Source organism: Sphaerisporangium rhizosphaerae (genome assembly GCF_042665155.1).
In the GTDB taxonomy this organism is placed as follows: domain Bacteria; phylum Actinomycetota; class Actinomycetes; order Streptosporangiales; family Streptosporangiaceae; genus Sphaerisporangium; species Sphaerisporangium rhizosphaerae.
Map to the genome: position 1 here is coordinate 151,575 of NZ_JBHTCG010000006.1, position 21,373 is coordinate 172,947.

Annotated in this window: 23 protein-coding genes; 8 read left to right on the forward strand and 15 right to left on the reverse strand. The window is 71.0% G+C overall.

All coding sequences use genetic code 11. The annotated features are described in order from the left end of the window. Positions 1-14: 14 nt before the first annotated feature. From ACFQSB_RS11375 to ACFQSB_RS11410, 8 genes are all read right to left on the reverse strand, one after another. Positions 15-185 carry a hypothetical protein gene (locus tag ACFQSB_RS11375; RefSeq protein WP_380826141.1) on the reverse strand — a complete coding sequence of 57 codons (171 nt, stop codon included), beginning with the start codon at positions 183-185 and terminating at the stop codon, positions 15-17. Beyond that, positions 185-331 (reverse strand): hypothetical protein, encoded by a 147-nt coding sequence (locus ACFQSB_RS11380; RefSeq protein ID WP_380826142.1) that lies wholly within the window; start codon positions 329-331, stop codon positions 185-187. The genes ACFQSB_RS11375 and ACFQSB_RS11380 overlap by 1 nt, the downstream gene beginning before the upstream one ends. Then, positions 331-573: a hypothetical protein gene (locus ACFQSB_RS11385; protein WP_380826143.1), complete on the reverse strand. Its 243-nt coding sequence runs from the start codon at positions 571-573 to the stop codon at positions 331-333. The genes ACFQSB_RS11380 and ACFQSB_RS11385 overlap by 1 nt, the downstream gene beginning before the upstream one ends. Then, the gene (locus ACFQSB_RS11390; protein ID WP_380826144.1) at positions 573-1,160 is read right to left on the reverse strand and encodes a WhiB family transcriptional regulator; all 588 of its coding nucleotides are present in this window, start codon (positions 1,158-1,160) and stop codon (positions 573-575) included. The genes ACFQSB_RS11385 and ACFQSB_RS11390 overlap by 1 nt, the downstream gene beginning before the upstream one ends. 106 nt (positions 1,161-1,266) lie before the next feature. Further along, on the reverse strand, positions 1,267-1,440 hold the full coding sequence (locus ACFQSB_RS11395) for a hypothetical protein (RefSeq protein WP_380826145.1): 174 nt from the start codon (positions 1,438-1,440) through the stop codon (positions 1,267-1,269). A 91-nt stretch (positions 1,441-1,531) separates the two neighbouring features. Continuing rightward, complete coding sequence (locus tag ACFQSB_RS11400) at positions 1,532-1,714, reverse strand: hypothetical protein (protein WP_380826147.1); 183 nt, start codon at positions 1,712-1,714, stop codon at positions 1,532-1,534. Between the two features lie 387 nt (positions 1,715-2,101). Beyond that, positions 2,102-2,242 carry a hypothetical protein gene (locus ACFQSB_RS11405; RefSeq protein WP_380826148.1) on the reverse strand — a complete coding sequence of 47 codons (141 nt, stop codon included), beginning with the start codon at positions 2,240-2,242 and terminating at the stop codon, positions 2,102-2,104. A gap of 82 nt (positions 2,243-2,324) precedes the next feature. Next, entirely contained in the window at positions 2,325-2,495 is a 171-nt protein-coding gene (locus ACFQSB_RS11410) for a hypothetical protein (protein WP_380826149.1), read from the reverse strand. Positions 2,496-2,641: 146 nt separating this feature from the next. On the opposite strand from ACFQSB_RS11410, the gene ACFQSB_RS11415 reads away from it, so the two are divergent. From ACFQSB_RS11415 to ACFQSB_RS11440, 6 genes are all read left to right on the forward strand, one after another. Then, positions 2,642-2,980: a hypothetical protein gene (locus tag ACFQSB_RS11415; protein ID WP_380826151.1), complete on the forward strand. Its 339-nt coding sequence runs from the start codon at positions 2,642-2,644 to the stop codon at positions 2,978-2,980. Positions 2,981-3,066: 86 nt separating this feature from the next. Further along, entirely contained in the window at positions 3,067-4,233 is a 1,167-nt protein-coding gene (locus ACFQSB_RS11420; RefSeq protein WP_380826152.1) for a hypothetical protein, read from the forward strand. A 12-nt stretch (positions 4,234-4,245) separates the two neighbouring features. Then, complete coding sequence (locus tag ACFQSB_RS11425) at positions 4,246-5,022, forward strand: cysteine hydrolase family protein (RefSeq protein WP_380826153.1); 777 nt, start codon at positions 4,246-4,248, stop codon at positions 5,020-5,022. A gap of 451 nt (positions 5,023-5,473) precedes the next feature. Then, positions 5,474-6,352 carry a hypothetical protein gene (locus tag ACFQSB_RS11430; protein WP_380826155.1) on the forward strand — a complete coding sequence of 293 codons (879 nt, stop codon included), beginning with the start codon at positions 5,474-5,476 and terminating at the stop codon, positions 6,350-6,352. A 262-nt stretch (positions 6,353-6,614) separates the two neighbouring features. After that, a complete protein-coding gene (locus ACFQSB_RS11435; protein WP_380826157.1) occupies positions 6,615-6,755 on the forward strand; it encodes a hypothetical protein in 141 nt (46 codons plus the stop codon). Positions 6,756-6,861: 106 nt separating this feature from the next. Next, complete coding sequence (locus ACFQSB_RS11440; RefSeq protein WP_380826158.1) at positions 6,862-7,374, forward strand: ParB N-terminal domain-containing protein; 513 nt, start codon at positions 6,862-6,864, stop codon at positions 7,372-7,374. On the opposite strand, the gene ACFQSB_RS11445 is transcribed toward ACFQSB_RS11440, so the two are convergent. Then, entirely contained in the window at positions 7,329-8,258 is a 930-nt protein-coding gene (locus ACFQSB_RS11445; RefSeq protein ID WP_380826160.1) for a hypothetical protein, read from the reverse strand. The two genes, ACFQSB_RS11440 and ACFQSB_RS11445, sit on opposite strands and share 46 nt — an antisense overlap. Before the next feature lie 249 nt (positions 8,259-8,507). Between ACFQSB_RS11445 and ACFQSB_RS11450 the strand changes: the two genes are divergently transcribed. Continuing rightward, positions 8,508-9,239, forward strand: a complete 732-nt coding sequence (locus ACFQSB_RS11450) for a hypothetical protein (protein WP_380826161.1) — start codon at positions 8,508-8,510, stop codon at positions 9,237-9,239. A 60-nt stretch (positions 9,240-9,299) separates the two neighbouring features. Here ACFQSB_RS11450 and ACFQSB_RS11455 read toward each other — a convergent pair whose 3' ends face one another. The 6 genes from ACFQSB_RS11455 to ACFQSB_RS11480 all read right to left on the reverse strand — a co-directional run bounded on the left by ACFQSB_RS11455 (position 9,300) and on the right by ACFQSB_RS11480 (position 20,194). Then, the gene (locus ACFQSB_RS11455; RefSeq protein WP_380826162.1) at positions 9,300-11,291 is read right to left on the reverse strand and encodes a TRAFAC clade GTPase domain-containing protein; all 1,992 of its coding nucleotides are present in this window, start codon (positions 11,289-11,291) and stop codon (positions 9,300-9,302) included. Positions 11,292-11,349: 58 nt separating this feature from the next. Then, positions 11,350-13,893 carry a GAP1-N2 domain-containing protein gene (locus tag ACFQSB_RS11460; protein ID WP_380826163.1) on the reverse strand — a complete coding sequence of 848 codons (2,544 nt, stop codon included), beginning with the start codon at positions 13,891-13,893 and terminating at the stop codon, positions 11,350-11,352. A 66-nt stretch (positions 13,894-13,959) separates the two neighbouring features. Beyond that, positions 13,960-15,132 carry a TRAFAC clade GTPase domain-containing protein gene (locus ACFQSB_RS11465; protein WP_354843613.1) on the reverse strand — a complete coding sequence of 391 codons (1,173 nt, stop codon included), beginning with the start codon at positions 15,130-15,132 and terminating at the stop codon, positions 13,960-13,962. A 4-nt stretch (positions 15,133-15,136) separates the two neighbouring features. After that, positions 15,137-17,830, reverse strand: coding sequence for a fibronectin type III domain-containing protein (locus ACFQSB_RS11470; RefSeq protein WP_380826166.1), 2,694 nt, complete (start codon positions 17,828-17,830; stop codon positions 15,137-15,139). A gap of 12 nt (positions 17,831-17,842) precedes the next feature. Beyond that, positions 17,843-19,426, reverse strand: coding sequence for an Hsp70 family protein (locus ACFQSB_RS11475; protein ID WP_380826168.1), 1,584 nt, complete (start codon positions 19,424-19,426; stop codon positions 17,843-17,845). Between the two features lie 3 nt (positions 19,427-19,429). Beyond that, entirely contained in the window at positions 19,430-20,194 is a 765-nt protein-coding gene (locus tag ACFQSB_RS11480; RefSeq protein WP_380826169.1) for a nucleotide exchange factor GrpE, read from the reverse strand. A gap of 370 nt (positions 20,195-20,564) precedes the next feature. Between ACFQSB_RS11480 and ACFQSB_RS11485 the strand changes: the two genes are divergently transcribed. Continuing rightward, a complete protein-coding gene (locus ACFQSB_RS11485) occupies positions 20,565-21,329 on the forward strand; it encodes a type 1 glutamine amidotransferase (protein WP_380826171.1) in 765 nt (254 codons plus the stop codon). Positions 21,330-21,373: the final 44 nt, after the last annotated feature.

Below are 21,373 nucleotides of genomic sequence, written 5' to 3' on the forward strand. Positions count from 1 at the left end.
TCCTAGTTGGCCGGTCAGATGCCGGACTGGGAACGGGTGAGGGTGCGGCAGGCGGGGCAGCGGTGGACGTGCCGGGCGCCGTGGGAGCCGCAGATCTCCACTTGTCCGCGCAGCACCTGGCAGCGCGGGCAACCGGTCGCGGTGCCGTGCTCGTGCTCGCAGTCGATGCACTGAAAGCGACCCATCAGCGGCCACCCCCGCACGGCACCAGGGCGGCCACGCGGGCGCAGTCGGCGCAGTCACGGGCCGAACCCATGCCATGCACCGGGCAGTGCGGGGTGTCCTCGTGGCGGTGGATGCCGTTGCACAGCGGGCACTGGTAGCGGCCCATCACTTGCCCCCGTCGGTGTGGCTCTGGGAGGTGGCCCAGGTGGGGGCGGGGCCGAAGGTGGCGGGCAGGGCGTTGCCGAGGGCGACCCACAGCGCCCACGCTTCTGCCTCGTTCAGGCCGGTGCGCTGGTTACCCACACACAGGTACACCGGGTAGGCGCCGCCGGTCCGGATAGTGATGGTGGCCTTACCGGACTTGTTCCACGACGCGGGCGCGGTCACCGAGAAGTAGCCGGCGCTCATCAGGCCACCTCCGCCAGCTCGGGCAGACGGACGGCGAGCGTGGCGATCTGTTCGGCGGTGAAGGTGGCCCACACGCCGGCGGCGGGGCGGATGGCCAGGGCGTAGGCCAGGCACAGCGTGCGCACCGGGCAGCCCTCGCACACCTCGCGGGCCACCTGCTCTCGCGCCGCCCGCTCCTGGCCCGTCTCGACGCCGGCGGCGCTGTCGGGGCCGGTGTGCAGTTCGGGGTCATAGACGCATTCGGCCCGCTCGACCAGAGGCACCAGCGGGGCGGGCATCTGATCGGCCGCCACGATGGCGGGGTGCGCCACCTCGGGCGCGGCGGGGACGAAGTGGGCGCCGTAGGCGTGGGCGTAGCCACGCGCGCAGGACTCCAGGTCGCCGGTGCCCTGCTTGGCAGCGTGCAGGTCGGTGGTGCAGACCTTGCCGAACCGGCCCCCGGTCCGCTCCACCACGGCCAGCACCGCGCCGGCGGGCACGGACGGGTCCAAGCGGCGCAGCTCGGCGGTGACGGGCTCGATGCCGACGGTGTGCCGCATCGAGAGCGCCGGCGGGTGAGCGGTGTCCAGGCGAACGGGATTTGCCATGATGGGAAGCACTCCTGACTACTCGCGAAGAGGGAAGGGAGAGCCCCGGGGCGGCTTCGGGTCTTGGCGGATACGAGCCGCCCCGGGCGCTGTTGGTGCTGATCGGTCAGACGACGCGGCACGTGGCGGCGTGCTCGTCGGCGTGCTCGCGCCGCGCGTCGCGAAGACGGGTGAGCTTGCAGCCGTCGCAGGTGTAGTCACCCCAGGTGGGATGGGCCTCGTCCGGGGTCCAGGTGACGGTCTTACCGCCGACGGTGCTGAACTTGACGGGGTCGCTCATCGCTGAACTCCTGTGCTGGTGTCGGTCCGAACCGGGGCGGCCGGCGTCACAGCCGATGTGCCGCCCCGGGGCGCACGTGGTTGTGATCAGGTCACAGGGCGCGGCACCGCTCGGCGTGCTTGTTGGCCTCGCCGCGAGTGCCACGCATTCCCGACTCCTCGCAGCCCAGGCACTTCCACGAGCCGTAGCCGTGGCAGGAGGTGGGGTCGGGGGTGAAGGTCACGAAGTTGCCGCCAATGGTGCTGAAACGAATGGTCTTACCGGCCTTGGTCATCGCTGAACTCCTGAAGAGGCGGTGTGAACCGGGTGTGGTGTCGAATCGAGGTCCGGGGGTGCGGGGGCCGCCACGGTGGCGGAGAATCGCCGGTCACGGAAACGGCGGGCGCCGAACCCAGTCCGGGTGACCTGCCAGCCCAGATGGCGGGCCATCTCCTCATCGGAGGCACAGATCAGCCGATCGGCCAGCGCGACCCAGCGCCCAATCACGCGCCGGACGGGCCAGCTCATCGAGTCCTCAACATGCCACGGCCCTTACAGGTCGGGCACTTGGGACCCTTGGTCACCCAGCCCTTCCCCAGCACCGCGGTACGGGTCACGATGCGCCCGACACCGCTACACGTCGGACAGGCCAGCGCGGCGGGCTTACCGCCGGGCAGCCGCATCACTTGCCGCCGCCCTGACTGGAGTTGTCGCTCTGGCAGAACGGGCAGGGGTACGGGCCGGAGCCGGGGTTCCAGATCTGACCGTTACGGCAGTCCGACGGACAACCGTCAGCCTTGGCGACGTGCGATCGGTGGGTCATGATGGTTGCGCTCCTTTGTGGGAGTCGAGGGGCGGCCCAACGTCTTTGCGGGATGGGGGCCGTCCCTCTTTGCGTGGACGGGTTAGCCGAGGTTGGACGCGAACGTGATCAGTGCGTCGGCCACCACGCCAATGCCGTGCATGGCGTTCGTAGCGGCAACCGCGGCCTTGGCCGGCTCGCGAACGACGAAGAACAAAGCGCAGATCACGAGCAGGATCGGTAGAACGCGGTGAGGCTTGGGCGTCGGCATCATCTGTGGACTGCCTTTCTCGTGCCGAATGCCGCGCTACTTACAGCGCTAATATTAGCGCCTCTAGCGCCGCTGTCAATAGCGCGCCTGTTGGCTACGCTGTGATCAGTGCAGGTGCGGGGATGAGCCCAGCTAGGAGGGCGTTACGGGTGGCGGACTGGGCGGCGGTGGCGAAGGTCGTCAACGATCGAATGGCCGAAGTTGGCATGACGCAGCGAGAGCTCATCGAGCGGTCGAAGGTCGCCCCGATGACCATTCGGCAGATTCAGCAGGGCGTAGATCGGAAGCGCAACAGGAACACTCTTGCTGCGATCTCCAGAGCGCTCGGCTTCCCTGAGGAGCACCTGAGCCACGTCGCCGCTCGGTCGCAGCCAGACGCAGGACGCGATGACGACGAGGATGCGACGGTCGCGCAGCTTGTCAAGGAACTTGCCGCGCTTCGTCGCAGGGTTGATGCCATCGAATCTCGCCTGGCTGATCAGGAGTGATCTCGTGTGCTTGCTCACACCTCAAGAGTCGTGATCAAGCCTGCTGAGCACTAGATGACAGGTACGGACGCGAAAGGACGTGGTGCATGTCCGAAGCGACGGGACAAGCCAACGGCAGGCGCCGGGGCCCGAACTATGTCCTGATCTCCAAGCGCGAATCGCTGGGCTGGAGCCGCCGGCGCGCGGCCCGCGAACTCCAGCGCATCGGCGAAGCGCGAGGTCTGGGCACGCCGGAACTAGATGCGCTGGAGAAAGCGCTGTACCGCCACGAAACTGGCGCGACGGTCTGCCGTGACCCGCTGTACATCGAGTTGTATTGCGCCGCCTACAAGGCCACAGCTCACGAGCTATTTGGAGGCGTAGCGCCCGCGGCGCAAGTCGGGGAGCGCTACGGTGTGCGCTCTCATAAGTTCATCGCTGCCTACATCGGGGCCGATCGAGTGGCGGAACTGGCGGCCAGGGAGCTGGTCACACCCGGTGCGTCGCACCATGGACTCGGGTGCATGGCCCGTGAGGTAGAGCATGACGAAGGCTTATGCCGCTTACATGTCTGGCCGTTCGGCGTCGCCATATTCCATCTTGCCGAAGAACTCGCCTTCCCCAACGTCGCACACCTTGCGATATGGAGAAGGCGAACCTATGTCGAAAACCTGGCATGGGCCTCCCGTTACATCGGTAACCTGGTGCGAGCCGAAGCGGAAGCCTCATATGTGTTGAGTCTCTACTGGGTGCACTCTCCGATATGGCCGGCCCACGAGATCGACACGGCTCTGCGGATCATGTGCTTTCCTAAGACTCTTCTCGCCCGCGACCCCGAGACCTCGGAATCTTCTCTTGCGCATGCCGAGTTAGTAGAGCGTTCCCTATTGGCGGACGGATTTGAATATCCGGAGATGACCTCCTTCGGCGTAAAGGGCATCTCTCTTGGCTACGCGTCGTGGTCAGGCGTTGTCTACTCTCCGATAGCTCTACAGCGCTCGCTAGCAGAACAAGAGCTGGTATCCACCGAATTGGCAACGCAAGCGATCTGGGCCTACTGCGCCCACATTAACGAACAGGTTGAGCAGGGCCGTGACCCCACAGTGCCCGCCGAGTACAGTTGGCGATTTCTTCGCGGAGTGCGCTCCCGCCTGACGAACCCTCGCCCGCAGGAAACCGACCAACACCGGTTCATGCGCGCCGCCATCCTGGACACTAGCGGCCTGCCAGGGCACCTGGCACAGGCCATAGATATACTTCGCGAGACCGAGTGAAGGGTAGGGCTAGTGATCAACAGATCGGCCGTCCTTGCCGTAGTAGATGTTCAAAACGGGTTCGTGCGCGAAGAGTCGGCGCACGTTGTCCCCGTGATCGCCGATCTCGTCAAACGTTGGCAGGCGGTAGGCGGCGACGTCATCTTCACTCGCTACCTCAACTATGAAGGCAGCATATTTCAGCGGCTTTTCGCGTGGTCCAAGCTAATGACCTCGCCTGAGGTAGACATTGTTCCTGAACTACAGCCATATCTGTCAAAGGCAACGGCAGTTATCGACAAGACTATATACAGTCTCTTCAACGACGAAGGACAGGCGCTCGTATCGCAACGCGGATGGACTGACATCTACGTGTGTGGAATAGCCACTGAGAGCTGCGTGCTAAAAACTGCGGCTGATGCATTTGAGCGGAATCTGACGCCATGGGTGATCGAGGACGCTTCGGCCAGCCACGCCGGCGAGATGTCACACGAAGCGGGCTTGCTCGTGACCGCGCGGTTCATCGGCCCTCGCCAGTTCGTCAAGGCCGCTGAGGCCGACCCTCGGTACCCGCGACACGAGAGCGAAAGCAGAACGTCGGATGAGAACGGCCGCATGGATGCGGCTCTCGTAGCACTCACACGCGCCTACCAGCAGGCGGCAACGGCCGTTCGTGGCATCTCCGATGCACAAGAGGCGTCGCATGGCGCCGCTCGTCTCGCTGAGACCATACGAGGGATGTCTGACTCATCGGCCCGGGTCGCCCTGGAGACGTCCACGCGAGGGCAGAAGGCGACTGAACGACCGTAAGGCCGTGACGGGTTCCGCTCAGCGTGCGGTCGGCCGAGGTTGGCGAGGGTCATGACTCCAAGCGGGTTGATAACAAATAGGATGATGTGCTGCAGGTACTACAGCCTGCCTTCTAAGGTGCCGAACATGTCCGTAGGCGCGTTGTCCCGAACCGGAACTATCCTCCACACTGAAAGCCATCAGACGGACGCGCGCTTTCTGTCCGCCAGACTCACACATGGGCTTAGTGCTGATGCCGAAACGCCACCGCACCAAGACGTCCAAAACGAAGACCCCACCCCGGGCTGCCAACGGCTCAGCGCCCAGGGCGCAGAGCCCGGCCTCGGTACCTCAGGGCTCAGCGCCTACGGTACCTGCATCGCAGGGAAACTTCTCTTCGGCCCAGCCGTCGTCGCGATGGCGGCGTTGGCTGAAGTCCCCAGGCGCCTGGGCCGTGGGAGTCGTCTGCCCGGTGATCGTAGCCGTTATTGTTACCGTTGGGACCACCCTGGGACCTGATCTATTTGATATACCCGCCATCCAGGACGACTTGCGCGAGTGGAGAGACGCCGACGACTTCCGCTATGCCGTTGACTACAACGATCCCGCTATTCAGTTGGTGCTGCCTGCTGGCGTGGACCTGACGGCAAAGCAGGCGGCCTACTTGAAGGGGTGGAGCTTGGCCAGAGAAGGCGCGCGCAACTCGGACGAAAAGGTGCCAGATCTGTTGAAAGAATTACGGGAAATCGGAGCCGCGACTCCTGTCGATGTAACCCACATCGCAATCTCTGTAGAAGGTCGTCGTCGCCAGCCGATTCATGTGGACGCCATATATCCCGTCCAGATACATCGAACCGCCCCTTACAGCGGAACCTTAGTCAACATTACACCTGAGGGCGGCGGAGACACTTTGCAGATGATGTTCAATTTCGACGAGATTACACCCCGTGCCCGGACAACTATAGACGGCGACGACGTGAGTGGCGCCCCTCTTAAGCCAGGCGTGCCGTACTTCGATAAGCACACTTTGACAATCGAGGACGGCAAGGAAGATGAGATCAACATCGCCATGACCGGCACTCGGTATGCAGTCTCGTTCAAGATCCGTATCGACTACCGGATTGGTGGACAGCGACGTCACCAGATCATCGGATATGGCGAACGACCCTTCTTGGTCACGCCCTTCAACTGTGTTGATCCTGCTCCGCGTGACAAAAGGGGCAATTTCGTGATGGCTAAGGATGGACGGGATATTGTCATGGGTCATATTTCTTATGATCACATTTGGGCATATGGCAGAAACGGCATTGAATCGAAGAAGAATACTCACTGGTTCGAGTTCGAGTGTTGATTGCCTTGAAAAGAGCCATCAGCGATCCGTGACAGCCGATCCTCTGCGACCACCCTCGCGCCGTATTCGAAGGACTGGGCGCTGTCGGGCCGCACACCGTGACGGAGCAGAGGGTGGCGGTGCCAAGGCTGGCGCAGTGCATCGCGCTCGCGCGCGCCTTCGTCGCGCGCCTTCGTCGCGCGCCTTCGTCGTGGGCCGTCCTGGGGCCGTCCGGAGCGGGCCAATGATGACAACAGACGCCTAGGGTTGACGGGTCAATAGCATGCTGAGCAGGGGGGTGCGGGAGTGTCCGCAGGTCGCTTCGGCGGGGCATCACTTCCTGCGCAACAAGCGCGCCGAATGGCACGAGTACCGCCGCCAGGTCACCGAGTTCGAACTGGGTCGCTACCTGCCCGTGCTGTGATCGCGCTGGGGCGGCGTGCGCGCCGACGGGCGAGAGGTGGCAGAGGGACGCGACGGCGGGTCGTCGGCCTTCTGCCACATCCCCCTCGTGGCGACCTGAACCGCTGATGGACATCGGCGAGTACGTCGAGTTCTTCGACCCGGAGGTGGTCGGCGCATGGCTGCGCTGGGACGCGGTCACCGCGTCGGACTGCCCGGTCACGCAGATCTGCACGCGGTCGAGGGAGTACCTCGCGGGGCTGTACACCATGTGGTACGTGACTCCGGACGGCTCCGACGGCGACTGGAGAGGTGAGCGGGACCGGCCACTGCGGGTGGGCGAAGCCCACACCACGTCGAGCGGTTGGCCGGAAGGGCGTGCTGACCGCATCGCGCGCCTGAGGGACGCCTTCCAGCGTGAGGGCCGTCCGGTTCACCTCGTGCTGCCCGGATACTCGCTGGGGAACGGCCGGGTTCTGCTGCTCGACGGCACCCACCGCGCGGTCGCGGCGCATCTGTCCGGCCTGGACGTACGGCTGCTGGTGTTCTCCATCGAGGGACCGATGGACGCGGCCGTGCTTCCTGATCTCGCCCGCTATTCGGCCTCTTCGGCGGCTTCCGCCCGCGGAGCGGACGCGTAAGGGGGGCGGGCGGCGGCGCGGCGGGCGAGAAAGTCCAGGAGCAGATTCTCCACCGCCTCCCGCTTCTCGGACACCCGCAGCCGCAGCAGCGAGTCCAGCAGAACCGCGCAGAACAGCAGGGCGCCGACCGGCCCCGCCACGACGGCCGTCCAGTGGAAGCCGAAGGCGACCATGAGGTTCGCCGACGCGAGCAGCACGGGCGCGAGGATGGCGGCCAGGACGTTGATCTCCAGCTCCGTCTTGTCGATGCTGTAGACGGGCGCGTACGCCCGCAGCCAGAGCTTGCTGTAGACGAACCGGTAGTACTGCACATCGCCCGTGTGGTAGCCGCCGGTCGGGTGGAAACGACCGCTCGCCGCCTCGGCCGCCTTGGCCGGCCGGGCGGCCCTCTGACCTGGCTCCCGTGGGGTGCCCCCTTTCCGCGGGGCCGCTTCGCTCGTGCGGGCGCCTTCGCGCTCCTGCGGGACGGGCTCGCCCGATCGCTCCCGTCGCCCGAGATGCGCGTGCACCTCGAAGCACTCGGCGAGATCCTCCGGCGCGAACCACTCCTTCAGCCGGTCCTGAGACCCGATCTGGTACCTGCGCCTGACGAACCTCAACCGCTCCAGTCGGCTCACCAGCTTGAATGCGAGTTCACGGCAGATGTAGCCGAGGACGAAGGCGCCCGCGAGCGCGCAGATGGCGACCATCACCCCCAGAACGCCCGTCGCGCCCGCCAATGTCCGCAGGGTGTCCTCGTGACGTAACTGGTTGACGAGCACGGTGCCCTCGGTGAGGACCACCAGGCCCGGCGCGAGGACGCTGGCCAGTTGAAGGCTGATGTAGAAGGACATCCGGCCGCGCGCCAGTTCCGCGCCTCCCAGCAGAGGAGTGAGTGGATCCACCGTTGGCACCCCCGGGACCGTCTGTCGCGACGCATCAAGAGGTATCGACCGCGGTGATCTCCGTCAAGGGAGCCGATGGTGGTGGGCGGACCGGCTCTCATGCGTCATGCCGCCGTTACGCACCGCTAACGGCTCCGTCATCGTCGGCTGATGCAATGACGATCAAGCGGTACGGATAATATCTGGCGGTATCTACCGGAATTTACGGTCTATCGCTCCTGTTGGGAGCAGCATGGGGGGTGCTACCGCATGACAACGACGTCCGCAGGTGTGCAGACCGCGCTTACCGTACCGGCCCGGTTCCGTGGCCCTGAGGGGATGGCGAACGGCGGCTGGGTGGCCGGGACGCTGGCCGGAACCCTCGCCGATCGGCTCGACTGCGCCCACGCGCTCGAGGTCACCCTGCACCGGCCCGTCCCGCTGGACACCGAACTCGCCGTGAGCCACATGGCCAACTCCGCGTCGCTGTCCCTCGACGGGCAGGTGCTCGTGGAGGCGATCCCCGTCGCGCTCGACGTGACCCCGCCGCCCTTCGTGCCCTTCACCGACGCCGCGCGCGCCGAGGCGGGCTTCCCCGGGCTCACCGGCGGCCATCCCGCGCCCGGATGCTTCGTGTGCGGCCTGCGCGACCCGGGCGACGGGCTGCGGATCTTCCCCGGCCCCGTCGAGGGCACCGGCCTGGTCGCGGCCGGGTGGCGGGTGCCGGTGACCGTGACCGACGACGGCGTCGTCCCGGACGCCCTGGTGTGGGCCGCGCTCGACTGCCCCACCGGGTGGGCGAACGCCGGGGAGGGCGGCCCGGGCCTGCTGGGACGCATCACGGCGCAGGTCTTCCGGCGCGTGTACCCGAACGGCACCTACTCCGTCGTGGCACGCTCCACCGGGCGCGAAGGGCGCAAGCTCTTCGGCGAGAGCGCGGTGTACGAAGTGGACGGCACCCTCGTCGCCGCCGCCAAGGCCACCTGGATCATCCCCGCCTGAACGCCCCGCCCCGGCATCCTCGTGTGAGGGCCGGTCCCGTCGGCGCGTGCGGACGCCGGGTCAGAGCGCGAGGCCGGCGCGGATCAGGCTGACCGCCCAGATCGCCAGGAGGGCCAGCACGCCTGTGCCCAGCAGGGCCGATGCGCCGAAGATCGACCAGCGCAGCAGCCGGTGGGTCAGCGGCACCCGGTCCTCCGCGCCCCGGCTCGGCGCCCACGGCCCGCGCAGGTCGGCCGTCGTCAGCTCCGGATCGCCGTCCCCTTCAGAGCCGTCCCGGCCTGCGTCCGTGCCTTCGTCCCCGTCGGGCCGCGGACTGCCGGGCCGGGTGCCCGCGGCCGGTTCCGCCTTCGGCTCTGTCACCGTGCCCGGTCCGGTGGACGCGTCCCGCGCCGTGTCCCGCCGAGCCGGGGCCGTGGCGAGGCGGACTCTCCCGTTGAGCCTGAGCTTGGCGCCGTTGGCGACGCTCGCGGAGGAGGCGTGGTCGTGGCCGTCCGGGTCGGAGCCGTTCACGGGCAGGCCGACCAGCCAGGCGAGCAGGCCGGCGACGGCGGTGTCGTCGGCGGGAAGCCCGGAGGCCAGGTAGCGCACCTCGGCGGCCGTCCTGGCCAGGTCGCGCACCATGTTGCCCAGGCCGACCCCGTCGAACCACTCCGGCAGCCGGTCGGCGTCCTGGCCCACGGCCGTCGTGCGGAGCAGGTCGGCCTTGGTGACGACGACGGCGACGCGTTTCTGCCGGCCCCCGTCGGCCCGTGCGGCCAGCTCGTTCCTGACCCGCTGGAAGGTGTCGGAGGGGTCCTCGGGGGACAGCACGACGCCGGCGCGCTGGAGGGACTGCCGCTCGCCCTCCGACAGGCCGAGCTGCACCAGCGGCAGGGCGAACGGGTCGACCACGAGCAGCATCGCCTCGCCGTGGGCCAGGTAGCTCATCGCCTCCACCTGGGTGGCGCCCGTGAACCCCTCCCCGGAGGGGTCGAACAGGTACAGAATGCGGTTGCCGCTGCGGGCCCGCGAGCCGGGCAGCGTGACGTCCACCATGGTCGCCGACGGGGCCCGCGTCGTGGTCTTGGAGACTCTGCCGAGCCGCAGCTCCTGGCGCAGCCGCGAGAAGGCGATCTCATCGCCCTCCACCACGAACCCGGCGCGGCCCTGCGCGTCCTTCACCACCCGGTTCAGCGCGTTGAGCGCCAGCACCATGAAGGTCGTCTTGCCCGCGTCGGGCCCGCCGATGAAGGGCAGCGGCTCGATGCGGGCCCTGCCGATGCGGGGCGGCAGCGCGCGACCGCACTCGGGACAGTACGCCGGCAGCCGGAAACGGCCGAGGACGATGGCCGTGGGCAGGCGTGTGCCGCACCGGCACACGTGCCGGAACACCCCGTCGAGGTTGGGAGCCAGGTGGCGGTGCCGCCGCCCACAGGTGGGGCAGGCGTATTCGGGCAGACTGATGCGCGCGTAGCACTGCGGGTGCGGGCAGGTCTGCAGGATGCGCCGCGCCCGCATGAACACCGTCTCCACGCAGAGCAGCAACAGCAGACAGCTCAGCCACAACAGCAGCCCCGCCGCCGCGACCAGCGCGTACGCGGCGGTGAGCGCGGCGGCGACGGCGGCCAGCGGGACCACCGCCGCGGCGACGCCCGCGACCAGGGCCAGCCAGATGGGCAGGACGAAGAATCCCTGGACGTTGGTCATCAGCCGCCGTGTGACCGTGCCGAGCGCCCGCCTGGCCGCCTGCGCCATCGCGGGGACGGCCGCGCGCTGCGTCCGCCACCAGTCCAGTGCCATCTGGCCGAACAGGTAGTGGCGGTAGACGGGGTCCCGATCGGTCTCGGCGGCGCCCGGACGGCCCTCCGCGTCCGCCGCGCCGGCGACGACGGGGGAGGCGCCGCGTGCCGTGACCGGGAGCAGCACCCGCCCGGCACGCAGGAAGTAGTGCCCGACACCGGCCGCGGTCGCGGCGGCCAGGGTCAGCGTGGCGACGACCGGGAACCCGTACAGGAACCCGAAGTACATGCACGCGCCCCACAGCACGACCGCGACGCCGAAGACGAACGGCATCAGCCCACCCCCTTCGAGGGGCTCATGTGGAGGGGCATCGAGGGGCTCATGTGGAGGGTCATCGGGGGTCTCGCTGCCAGGGGAGGGTGCGCCGGCCCTTCGCCATCTCCTTGAGTCCGGCCGCCAGCTCCGGGTCGTGCTTGAAGCGCGAGTCGGCGGACCCGAACGGCGACCAGCCGGTGAGCTGCGATCTCGCCCACGCGTCCAGCTCGGGCACCGTGGCGCCGGCCAGGTGCAGGCGCACGGCGACCTCCAGCAGGGCGGCCTGCTCGTCGCGGCTCCTGCGCTCCTCCAGCCAGGCGTGGGCCAGCCCGGTCCTCGCCTCCTCGGGCAGTCGCCGCATGACCTCGGCGCGGAAGCGCGGCTCCCGGTCGGCCGTGGTCCGGGCGGCGCAGGCCAGCGCTTCCCGCAGCAGTTCGTCGTCGGAGTCCGGCCGCAGGTCCTCCAGCCGCCGCAGTGTCGCCGCCGCGCCCGCGGGGTCGGCGGCCTCCCGGAGGCCGGCGACCAGGAGCACCACCTCGGCGTCCGCGGCGGGATATCCGGGCACGGTGTCCCGCACCAGCCCGGCCAGCCCCACCAGGGCGGGGGCCTCGACGCCCTCGGCGAGGAAGGTGCGGGCCGGCAGGTCGCTGAGGTGCGGCGAGCGACTCATGGCGGCGCCGAGCCGTCGCACCAGGGCCTCGCACTCGGCCCGGCCGGGCGCCTGCTCCCACACCGCGAACACCGCGGCGTCCAGCGCCCCGGCCGGCACGTCGTCGCCGCTCCCGCCCGCCCCCAGAGAATGCGCCGCGTCCACGGATCCGTGCGAAAGGGCGGCGCGGGAAGAGGCTGAACCATAGGGGTGAAGGGCCTGGGAGGCGTCCCCGGCCCCGGGAAGAGGGGAGCCGCAGGCGTCTTCGGCGCCGTGAGGGGACGAACCGGACGCGGGCCCGGGGTCGTGCGGGGCGCCGGGCCCGACGTCGTGCGGGGTGCCGGGAACAGGGCTGTGCGGGGCGCCGGGAACGGGGCCGGGGCCGGACGCGGCGGTCGCGGTCTCGTGGAGGGTGATCAACTGGACGGTGGCCTCGACGCGGGGGAGGCGGTCGCGCCTGACCCGGGACAGGATCACCGCCGTCCCGGTGAGCGGCGCGGACGACAGGTCGCGCGAGGCCAGCAGGTCGCACACCTCGTCGCTCAGCATCCGCCCGCGCACCGCCGGCGCCGACTCCTCAAGCCCCCGGACCACTCCCGAGAGCACGGCCTCGCGCATGCCCGGCGGCACCCGTTCGAGCAGGAGGCCGAGGTCGCCCCTGCCCGCACGGACGACGGCGTGGGCCGCGAGCGCGAGGCCGGCGGGGTCGATGGGCGCGCCGACCGCTTCCGCCGTGGCCGCGATCTGGACGAGCTCGGAGGCGTCCCGGACGTCGGCCAGCGCCCGCGCGGCCTCCGCACGCAGCGTCTCGCGCGTCCGCGGCCACGCCGGAGGGGCGGGGGACGGCAGCGTGGGGTCGCGCAGGGCCAGGACGGCGCAGCGCGCGGCGCACAGCTCGGCGGTCTCGGCGGGCGCCAGGGCACGGGCGGCGTCGGCCAGTTCGTACTCCATCCGGTCGCACACGCGCCCGAGGTCGGACCACAGCCAGTCGGGCAGGCCGGGCGAGAGCGTGCGCGCGATGGCCGACTGCTCCTCGGCGGTCACGCTGTCGTCGCCCCGGCACAGCGCGAGCAGCGCCGCGCTGGTCTCCGGTTCGAACCCCTCGACGTCCAGGCCGCCGGCGGACCGCAGCTCGCCGATCGCGTCGATGCCGGCCAGGTCCATGCGCCGCCAGCATTCGGCGACCGTACGGGCGAAGCGGCCGAGCGGGGGGCCCGCCGCGGCCGGGGGCTCGGAAAGCCGCACCACGGCGGCGTCGATGTCGGAGGGCAGCCAGACGTCGGGGGTGGTCCCGACGATGACCTGCGGCGCCGCGCCCGGGTCGGCGCTGTAGGTGCAGAACGGCAGCCGCGCGGCCACCTGCCAGGGGAGCGAGTAGGAGATGACGCCGATCCAGCGCACGATCTCCTCGACGTCCGCGCAGACCAGCACCAGCCGTCCGTGGCCCTGGGAGAGCGCCTTGACGACGGCCTCCAGCAGGGCGCCGAGCCGCGTGTAGGCGGCCTCGCCGCCGGAGGCGAGCCAGGAGGCCAGCGACTCGGGGTCGACGTGGTCGCCTGGCGGCAGGTCGGTGAGCGCCGGGAGCGCCGTCCCGGAGGAGGCGGGCACGTCCGACCACAGGGGGGCCTGCCAGAACTCCACCGGGCGCAGGCCCGTCAGCTCCTCGGGGTCGGCGACGACGGCGTGGCCGAGGTAGTTGCCGTACCGGCCCGAATAGTCCTGGCCGAGGTAGACGCAGCGGGTGAGGACGTACCGAGGCCCGGCCGGACCGTAGGCGAGGGCCACGGGCAGCCGGGCGACCTCGGCCGGAGTGGGGGCGAGCGGCGCGCCCGGCGGCGGGCGGTAGGACAGGTAGGGGGCCACCTTGCCCGCGAGGCCGGGGGGCAGCCCCGGCGACTCGGCGACGAACTGGAACCCCGCCCGCCCGGCGGGCCCCGCCTCAGCGGAGGTGTAATGCAACTGCCACGCCATCGGCCCCGCCCCCTTCCATGCCCGCCGAGGAGCGCGGGGTTCCCCGCCGCACGGCGTGGGTGGGGGTCATCGGCGGACTCCGGTGAGCATGCCGAAGCGGTGGAGGAGCCATAGCAGGGGGTCCTCGACGCGGTAGGGGCGGATGCCGCCGGGGCCGACGCTGTCGGCGCCGGGGACGCCGCCGAGAGCGGACAGGCCGAACAGCGCGAAGTCGATGAAGTGCTGACGCAGGTAGCGGTCGACCATGCCGGCCTGCCACTCGTCCAGCAGCGCCCTGATCTGCTCGTGGACGGCCTCGCGGTCGTCCAGGTCGAGGGTGCCGGACGGGGTGCGGGCCCGGTGCAGGGCCGACTGGGTGTCCATGCCCTCCTGCAACGCGTCGATCTTGCTGAGCGCCACCGCCACCGGCACCTTCAGCCGCCCCGACCCCGCCCGGTCGCGCAGCAGTTCGGTGACCCGGCTGATGACGTTGATCGGGTCGCTGTCGGGGTCGCCCGCGTTGACGCCGCTCCTGGCCGCGGCGATGCCGCTGAGCGACGCCTTGGCCCCGGGCAGCTCCAGCGGGTCCACCAGGAAGACGATGGCGTCGGCGGCGTTGAGATAGCGGAGATGGGTCTCGGTGGACTCGCGGCTGCGCAGGTCCTCACCGGCGGTGTCGAACAGGACGAGCGTCAGCGACATGGTCTTGGAGCGCAGGCGCCCGGGGACGGTGCGGGTGAGCAGGTACACCAGCGGGTCGCGGGGCTCGGTGGCGGCCGGCCGGGTGGTGGCCAGCAGCCGCTGCTCGCCGTAGAGCGGCCGGGCGAAGTCCTGCTTGTAGCGGGCGATGGTGCGGTCGTCGCAGGCGACCAGCGAGGAGTCCAGCTCGGCCCCGACCCGGTTGGTCAGCTCGTGCAGCAGCACGGCGATGTAGGTGCTCTTGCCCGACCCCTTGGCCCCGACCAGCGCGACGATCTTGCCGGGGTTCGCGCAGTACTCGGCGGGCAGCCGGTTGTGGCACTCGGGGCACACCCGCCACCCGGTGGAGCGCGTGCACCTGGGGCAGTCGGCCCGCCGTCCCGGCCTGCGCACGGAGAACACCGGCGGCAGGGACGCGGCGGCGGGCGAGCCGAGGTAGTCGGCGAGGGTCTCGTCCAGCACGGCGTCGCATCCGCCGCCGCGCCCGGACCTGCCCGCGCAGCGGAAGGCGATGCGGTTGCGATCGAGCCGCGCGAAGCAGAACGGGCAGGTGATCACCACGGCGTCATCCCACCTTCATCCGCCGGACCGGCGGGTCGATGAGGGCGACCTCGCCGCCCGGGCCGCCGTGGCCGTGCGCCGGCCCCGGATCGGGGTCGTCGAACACCAGGCCGCCGCCGAACGAGGGACCGGGCCCGCCGCCGGGAATGGGGGTGCGGCCGGCCGCCGGGGCGTCCCCGTAGGGCTCCCACGCCGGGGCGCTCTCGACGGCGCCCTCGGCGAAGCAGCGCAGCCAGTACGGCTTGGCCTGCCGCGGGGCCGGGACGGTGAGCCGGGCCGGGACCTCCAGGTCGGTCCAGTCGTCCAGCAGGATGCCGTCGTCGGCGGACTTGGGCTGGACGTGCCCGGGCTTGAGCACCAGGGCCAGGCGGCGCAGCCGGACGGGCCGGTCGGCGGTGATCTCGACCACCAGCGAGCGCCGCCAGGCGGGCCCCTGCTGGCTGAGGTCGTAGCGGACCGGGACGCGGCCGGGCAGGTGCAGGCTGACGGCGGCGCCGCGTACCCGCTCGCCGCGCACCATGGAGGTGGGCGCGACCTCGACGGTGACCGGCTCGCCCTCGGGCACGTCCAGCCGCACCCCGCCCTGCGCCCGGTAGGCCGCCGAGTTGACGATCATGCTGCGGCCGTTCCAGCGGACCTCGACCTCCGGGACGTCCGGCGGCCAGACGAACCCGACGTACACGGTGACGCCGCGGCGCTGGGCGGTGAGCCGGGCCGGGGGAGCCAGGTTGACGTGCTCGATGTGCGCGCCGACGGTGGCCAGCTCGCCGGACACGGTGACCGCCAGCAGCACGCCCTGGCCGCCGCCGGGGCGGATCGACTGGCCGTCGCGGGTGGGCGCCGAGGGAACGGCCCGGGTCGCCGCGCGCAGCTCGGTCAGCGACAGGGTGGTGCCCATCGGCCAGGGCGGCGCCGCGTCCAGGCCGACGATCTCCAGGGCGCCGGTCGCGGGCTCCTCGTAGTGGACCAGGAAGGTGCCCGGCGCCGACGGGTCGGGCCGCAGGGTGAAGTCGGTGATCGGCCGCGGCCGTCCGAGGGGCGTCATCGTGCGCCGCACGCCCGGCGTGACCACCTCGCCGTCGGGGTCGGCGTAGACGGCGCGGACGGTGTAGCTGTAGCTGGTGCCGTTGGCGACGTCCCTATCGCGGAACCCGGTGTCGCCGGCGGGCACCGGGTGCCCGTCCCGGGCGACGATCACCCGGGTGGCCTCGGCGGGCCGCGTCCAGCGCCCGGACACCACCCCGTCGCCCGCGGTCAGCCGCAGGTCGCCCGGTTCCGGACGGACGATCACCGTGGCGGCGAGCGCCGGCATGGCGACGGCCTCGTCCCTGCGGGCGACCACCCAGTAGGCGACCGGGGTGTTGACCGGCGGCTGCTCGTCGCGAGCGGAGGGCCGCTCGGCCGTCGCCAGCAGGATGCCGTCGCGGTAGACGTCGTAGACGATGCGGCCGGCCCGGGACGGAGAGGGCTGCCAGACCAGGCTCACCCCCTCGCCCTGGACGGCGGCGCGCACGGCCCGCGCCGGGTGGGGGGCCAGCCGGGCGAGCAGTTCGGCGGCGCCGGGCAGGTCGGGGACGCGCTGGAGGGCGTCGCGCGCCGCGAGCCAGGCGTCGTCGGGGTCCAGGGCGGTGCGCGCCCGCTCTCTGAGCCGCACGGCCTGCGCGAGCCGGGCCCGCACCTCGGTGGCCAGCTCGGCGGCGTCGCCGGTGAGCGCGCCGGGCTCCAGCGCCTCGGCGAAGTCGGCCGCCGCGTGGATCTCTCCGGCGTCGACCAGCTCGCGCAGCCGCGAGGCCGCGCCGCCGCCGAGGCCGCCCTCACCGCGGACCGCGAAGATCAGCCGGCGCGCGTCGCCGGCGGCGAGGTCGAGCTCGGTGGTCGCGTGGCGCAGCAGCGTGTCGTCGTAGGGGTGCTCGCGGACCCGTTCGCGCAGGCGGGACACGATGTCGTACAGGACCAGCGCCGCGGGGTCGGGGGAGTTGCGCAGGGCGGCCAGCACCGTGTCGGCGCCGATGGTCCACGGCCCGCGCGTGCGGGCGGCCCAGTGGCGTCCCACCTCGGCGATGGCCTCGGGCACCGAGCCGCCACCGGCGACCGCGAAGCCGTCGAGCACCCGCATCTCGGCGCACCGGTCGCCGAACAGGAACCGGCCCAGGTGGGGTGCGCCGAGCACGTCCAGCGCCTCGCGCACCTTGGCGAACCCGGGGTAGGGGGCCGCGTCGGGCAGCGGGTCGGGGTCGCGGACCTCGATGTCCCGCTCGGCGGCCAGCCGGACGGCCTCCTCCTGGCTGACGCCGCTGGAGCGGGCGATGGTGGCGAGCAGCGCGGGGGAGAGCATGCGCAGCCGCCCCGCGGCGTCCTCCAGCCGGCCGCCGGCGCCCGACAGCCGGCGCGCCGCCCTGCGCTCGGAGTCGCCCAGCGCCTCGCGCAGCGGAGCCAGGTCGCCCTCGGCGGCGGCGGTGAAGATGGGCGAGAACCGCGCGTGGTCGGCCTCCAGCCGGTCGGCCAGCCGCTTGTACTTCAGCATGCCCCGGGCGCGCCGCCAGCACTGGCGCACCTGGCGCACGGTCTCGGCGACCTGGGCGGCCGTCATCGCCTCGGTGAGCTGGTAGCGGACGCGCAGGTCCTCCGGCGGGAGACCGCCGGCCTCGCGGGCGGGCTCCAGCACCTCCCGGGTGTAGCGCTGTTCGTCGAACGCCATGCGACCGCCCGGCTAGCTGACCTGGACGCGGGACAGGGCGGCCCGGGACTCGGCGACGTCCTCCTCGGACATGCCGCCGATCTGGATGCGCAGTTCGAGCTCCTCGCCGGTCTCGCGCTCGCGGGCGGTGACCTGCAGCAGCCCGGAGGCGTCCAGGGCGAAGGTGACCTCGATCGGCCACCCTGCCGGCTTGCCCGCGGGGATCTTCAGCACACCCTCGGCGATGACGCCGTTGTCCTCGACCTCCTCGGACTCGGCGGTGCCGGCCTGTTCCATGACCTCGATGGTGACCCCGGTCTGCCCGCTGTCGATGGTGTAGAAGTCCTGCGTGACACCGGCGGGGAGCGCGTCGTTGGCGTGGACGAGGTGCTCGACGCTGCGGCGCCGGGTCTCCTTGTCGGTGACGATGATGCCGAAGGCGCGCGAGGCGACCGTCTTGATCGTGCGGCCGGCGATCTGCTCCTGCTGCTCGGCGCTCAGGCCCGCCCGCTCGGCGATCTCCTTGGCCTTGGCCGGCTCGCCGGAGCGCATCAGGCGGCGGTAGGTCTCCTCGAAGGCGAACAGGGCCGCGCCCTTGGCCACGGCCAGGTCGGGGTCCTGCAGGCGGGGGGTGAGCTGGAACTCCTTCTGCAGGGCCTCGGTGACCGCGGGCATCTTGGTGGAGCCGCCGACGAGCACCAGGTGGTCGTAGGCGGCGACCCCCTTGCCGGTGGCGGTCTCCATCGTGCGCCGGGTGATCTCGACGGTGCGGTCGAGCAGGTCGCGGGTGAGCTCCTCGAAGGACGCGCGGGTGAGCTCGACGGTGCTGACCCGGCCCTCGTGCATGACGCGGACGACGTGCTGGGCGCGCGTGGACAGGGTCTTCTTGAGATCCTCGGCGTCGCGGCGGAGCTGCTGCTCGGAGTGCTTGTCCAGCAGCGGGTCGCCGGCGTCGGGGTGCTCCTCGCGGAACCGCTCGGCCAGGTGCTCGGCCAGGCGGTCGTCCCAGTCGGCGCCGCCCAGCTCGTGGTCGCCGTCGGTGCAGACGACCTCGATGTCCCCGCCCTGGATGCGCATCACGGTGGTGTCGAAGGTGCCGCCGCCGAGGTCGTACACCAGGATCGTGTGGTCCTGGTCGGGGTTGAGCACCCCGTAGGTGATGGCCGCGGCGATCGGCTCGGAGATGATGTCGATGACGTTGAGGCCGGCGATCTGCCCGGCCTTCCTGGTGGCGTCGCGCTCGGCGGCGCCGAAGTAGGCGGGGACGGTGATGACGACGTCGTCCACCGTCTCGCCGGTCGCGGTGGCGGCGTCGTCGGCGAGCTTGCGCAGGACGAAGGCGGAGATCTCCTCCGGGGTGTAGGGCCTGCCGTGCCGCACGCGCGGGGTGTCCTGCCCCATGTCGCGCTTGATGCGGCTGACGACCAGGTCGGGGTGCAGGACGGCGCTGTCCTTGGCGGTCGCCCCGACCACGACGTTGTCGGGCGACTCGAAGAACACCACCGAGGGCGTGGTGTCGGCGCCCTCCAGGTTGCGCAGCACCGTGGGACGGCCGACGTCGTCGACATAGGCGATGCACGAATACGTCGTACCGAGGTCGATCCCGTGAACAGCCATCCCCTACTCGCTCCCCTTCTCCGTGCCGCCGCCGGCGCGTTCGGCGGCGCCGTTCACCGCGTCACGCGCATTGTCGGCCTTGCCGTCTTTTCGATTGCCTCGCTGTTGCTTCGGGTCGTCCGCGCTGCCCGCTTTATCCTGTTTCTTCGCTTTTTTCGGGTCGGTGGATTTCGGCTGCGCCGCCCGGTCGTCGGCCCTCCCCACCACCACCGGCGCCTTGCGCAGCACCCGCTCGCCCATGGTGAAGGCCTCGCCCAGCACCTCCACGACCGTCCCGTCATCCCCGGCGGCCACCGGGCTGGTGCCCGCCGGCCGGTGGAGGGCCGGGTCGTAGGCGTCGCCCGCCTTGACGCCCGCGCGCTCGGCGCCCGTGCGGCCGAGCACCTCGGCGAGCTCCTCGGCGATGGCCGACAACAGCGGCCCGGCCAGCTCGGCCGACGGGACGCGCGGCCCCTGCCAGCGCGCCGCCTCGCGCGCCACCGTGTCGTGCAGGCGGTACAGGGCCGCCCTGACCGGGGTCAGGGCCTCCTGGAGCGCCCCGTGCCGCAGTTGCTGGTTCTCGGCGTGCAGGCGGTCGATCACCTGCTCCCGGTGCGCCGCCCGCTCGTGCTCGCGCCCCACGGTCTCGGCGAGGGCGGCGAGCCGGCGGGTGAGCTCCTCGACCTGGCGTGAGAGCTCCTTGGCGGCGTCGGCCTGCCCCTCGGAGGGCGCGGAGGGCGTCGTGCCGCCGGAGGCGGGCTCGCGCGGCTCTTCGGGGGGAGGCGCCATCGATCTCCTCGCGGCGGAAATAAGAATTCCTGACGTCAGTAACTGTAGGCCACCGAAGACCCCGCCCGGTAGAGATTGATCTGTCCGGTAATGAGCCTTATGTCGGACTGATCGGTCATCCCGGTCGCGGGCCTTTCGGAGGCGGGACCTGCACCGTATATACATCCTTCACGGCTCGGCGCAGGGAATTCTCGGTTGGATATGGCTTAGATCCCATAAGTCCCATTAGTTACACGCATTGCGCGCCGGGCGATGTCAGAGGGGATCGCCGCCGCCTCTCGTCCCGGCGGGCGAATCCGCCCGGTGCGGGTCCGCGTCCCTCCTGCGTTCCACCGGCGGGGGCGCTGATTCGGACACTCATAATTGAGGGATGACAAACCGGATCTTGATCGTCGAGCACGAGGCCGAGGCGGGCCTCGGCCTGTTCGCCGGGTGGCTGGCCGGCGCGGGCCTGGCCTGCGAGGCCGTGCGGCCGTACCTGGCCGAGGAGATCCCCTCCCTCGACGCCGGGACGGGAGTGACCGGTCTCGTCGTGCTCGGCGGCGCGCCGTCGGCCTGGGACGACGAGGGGACGCCATGGCTGCCGGCCACCCGCGAGCTGATCAGACGGGCGGTCGAGGCGTCGCTGCCCACCCTCGGCATCTGCCTGGGCGCCCAGCTCATGGCGCTGGCCTGCGGCGGAGAGGTCCGTCCGGGGGAGGCGGGGCTGGAGGTCGGGCTGGGCGAGGTGTCCCTGCTGCCGGCCGCCGCCGCCGACCCGCTGTTCGCCGGGCTGCCGCTCACCGCGCGGGCCGTGCAGTACCACCAGGACGCCGTCACCGTCCTGCCCCCCGGCGCCGTCCCGCTGGCCACGGGCGCCGCCTACCCCAACCAGGCCTTCCGCCTCGGTGAGCGGGCCTGGGCCGTGCAGTTCCACCCCGAGGCGTCGCCGGAGATCTTCCGGTCGTGGACCGGGCCGAACCTCGCCGAGCTGGCCGCGGCCGGACACGACGCCGCCCGGCTCTGCGCCGAGGTGGACGCCGCCGAGCCGGAGCTGCGGCGGACCTGGCGCCCCCTCGCCGAAGCCTTCGCCGCCGTCGCGCGGAAGGGGCGGGAGCCCGGCGACCTGCCCGGCACCCATGTCCATTCCCGGTGACCGGGCGATTACGTAGCGAAACCACTAACGACGAATCGGTGAGG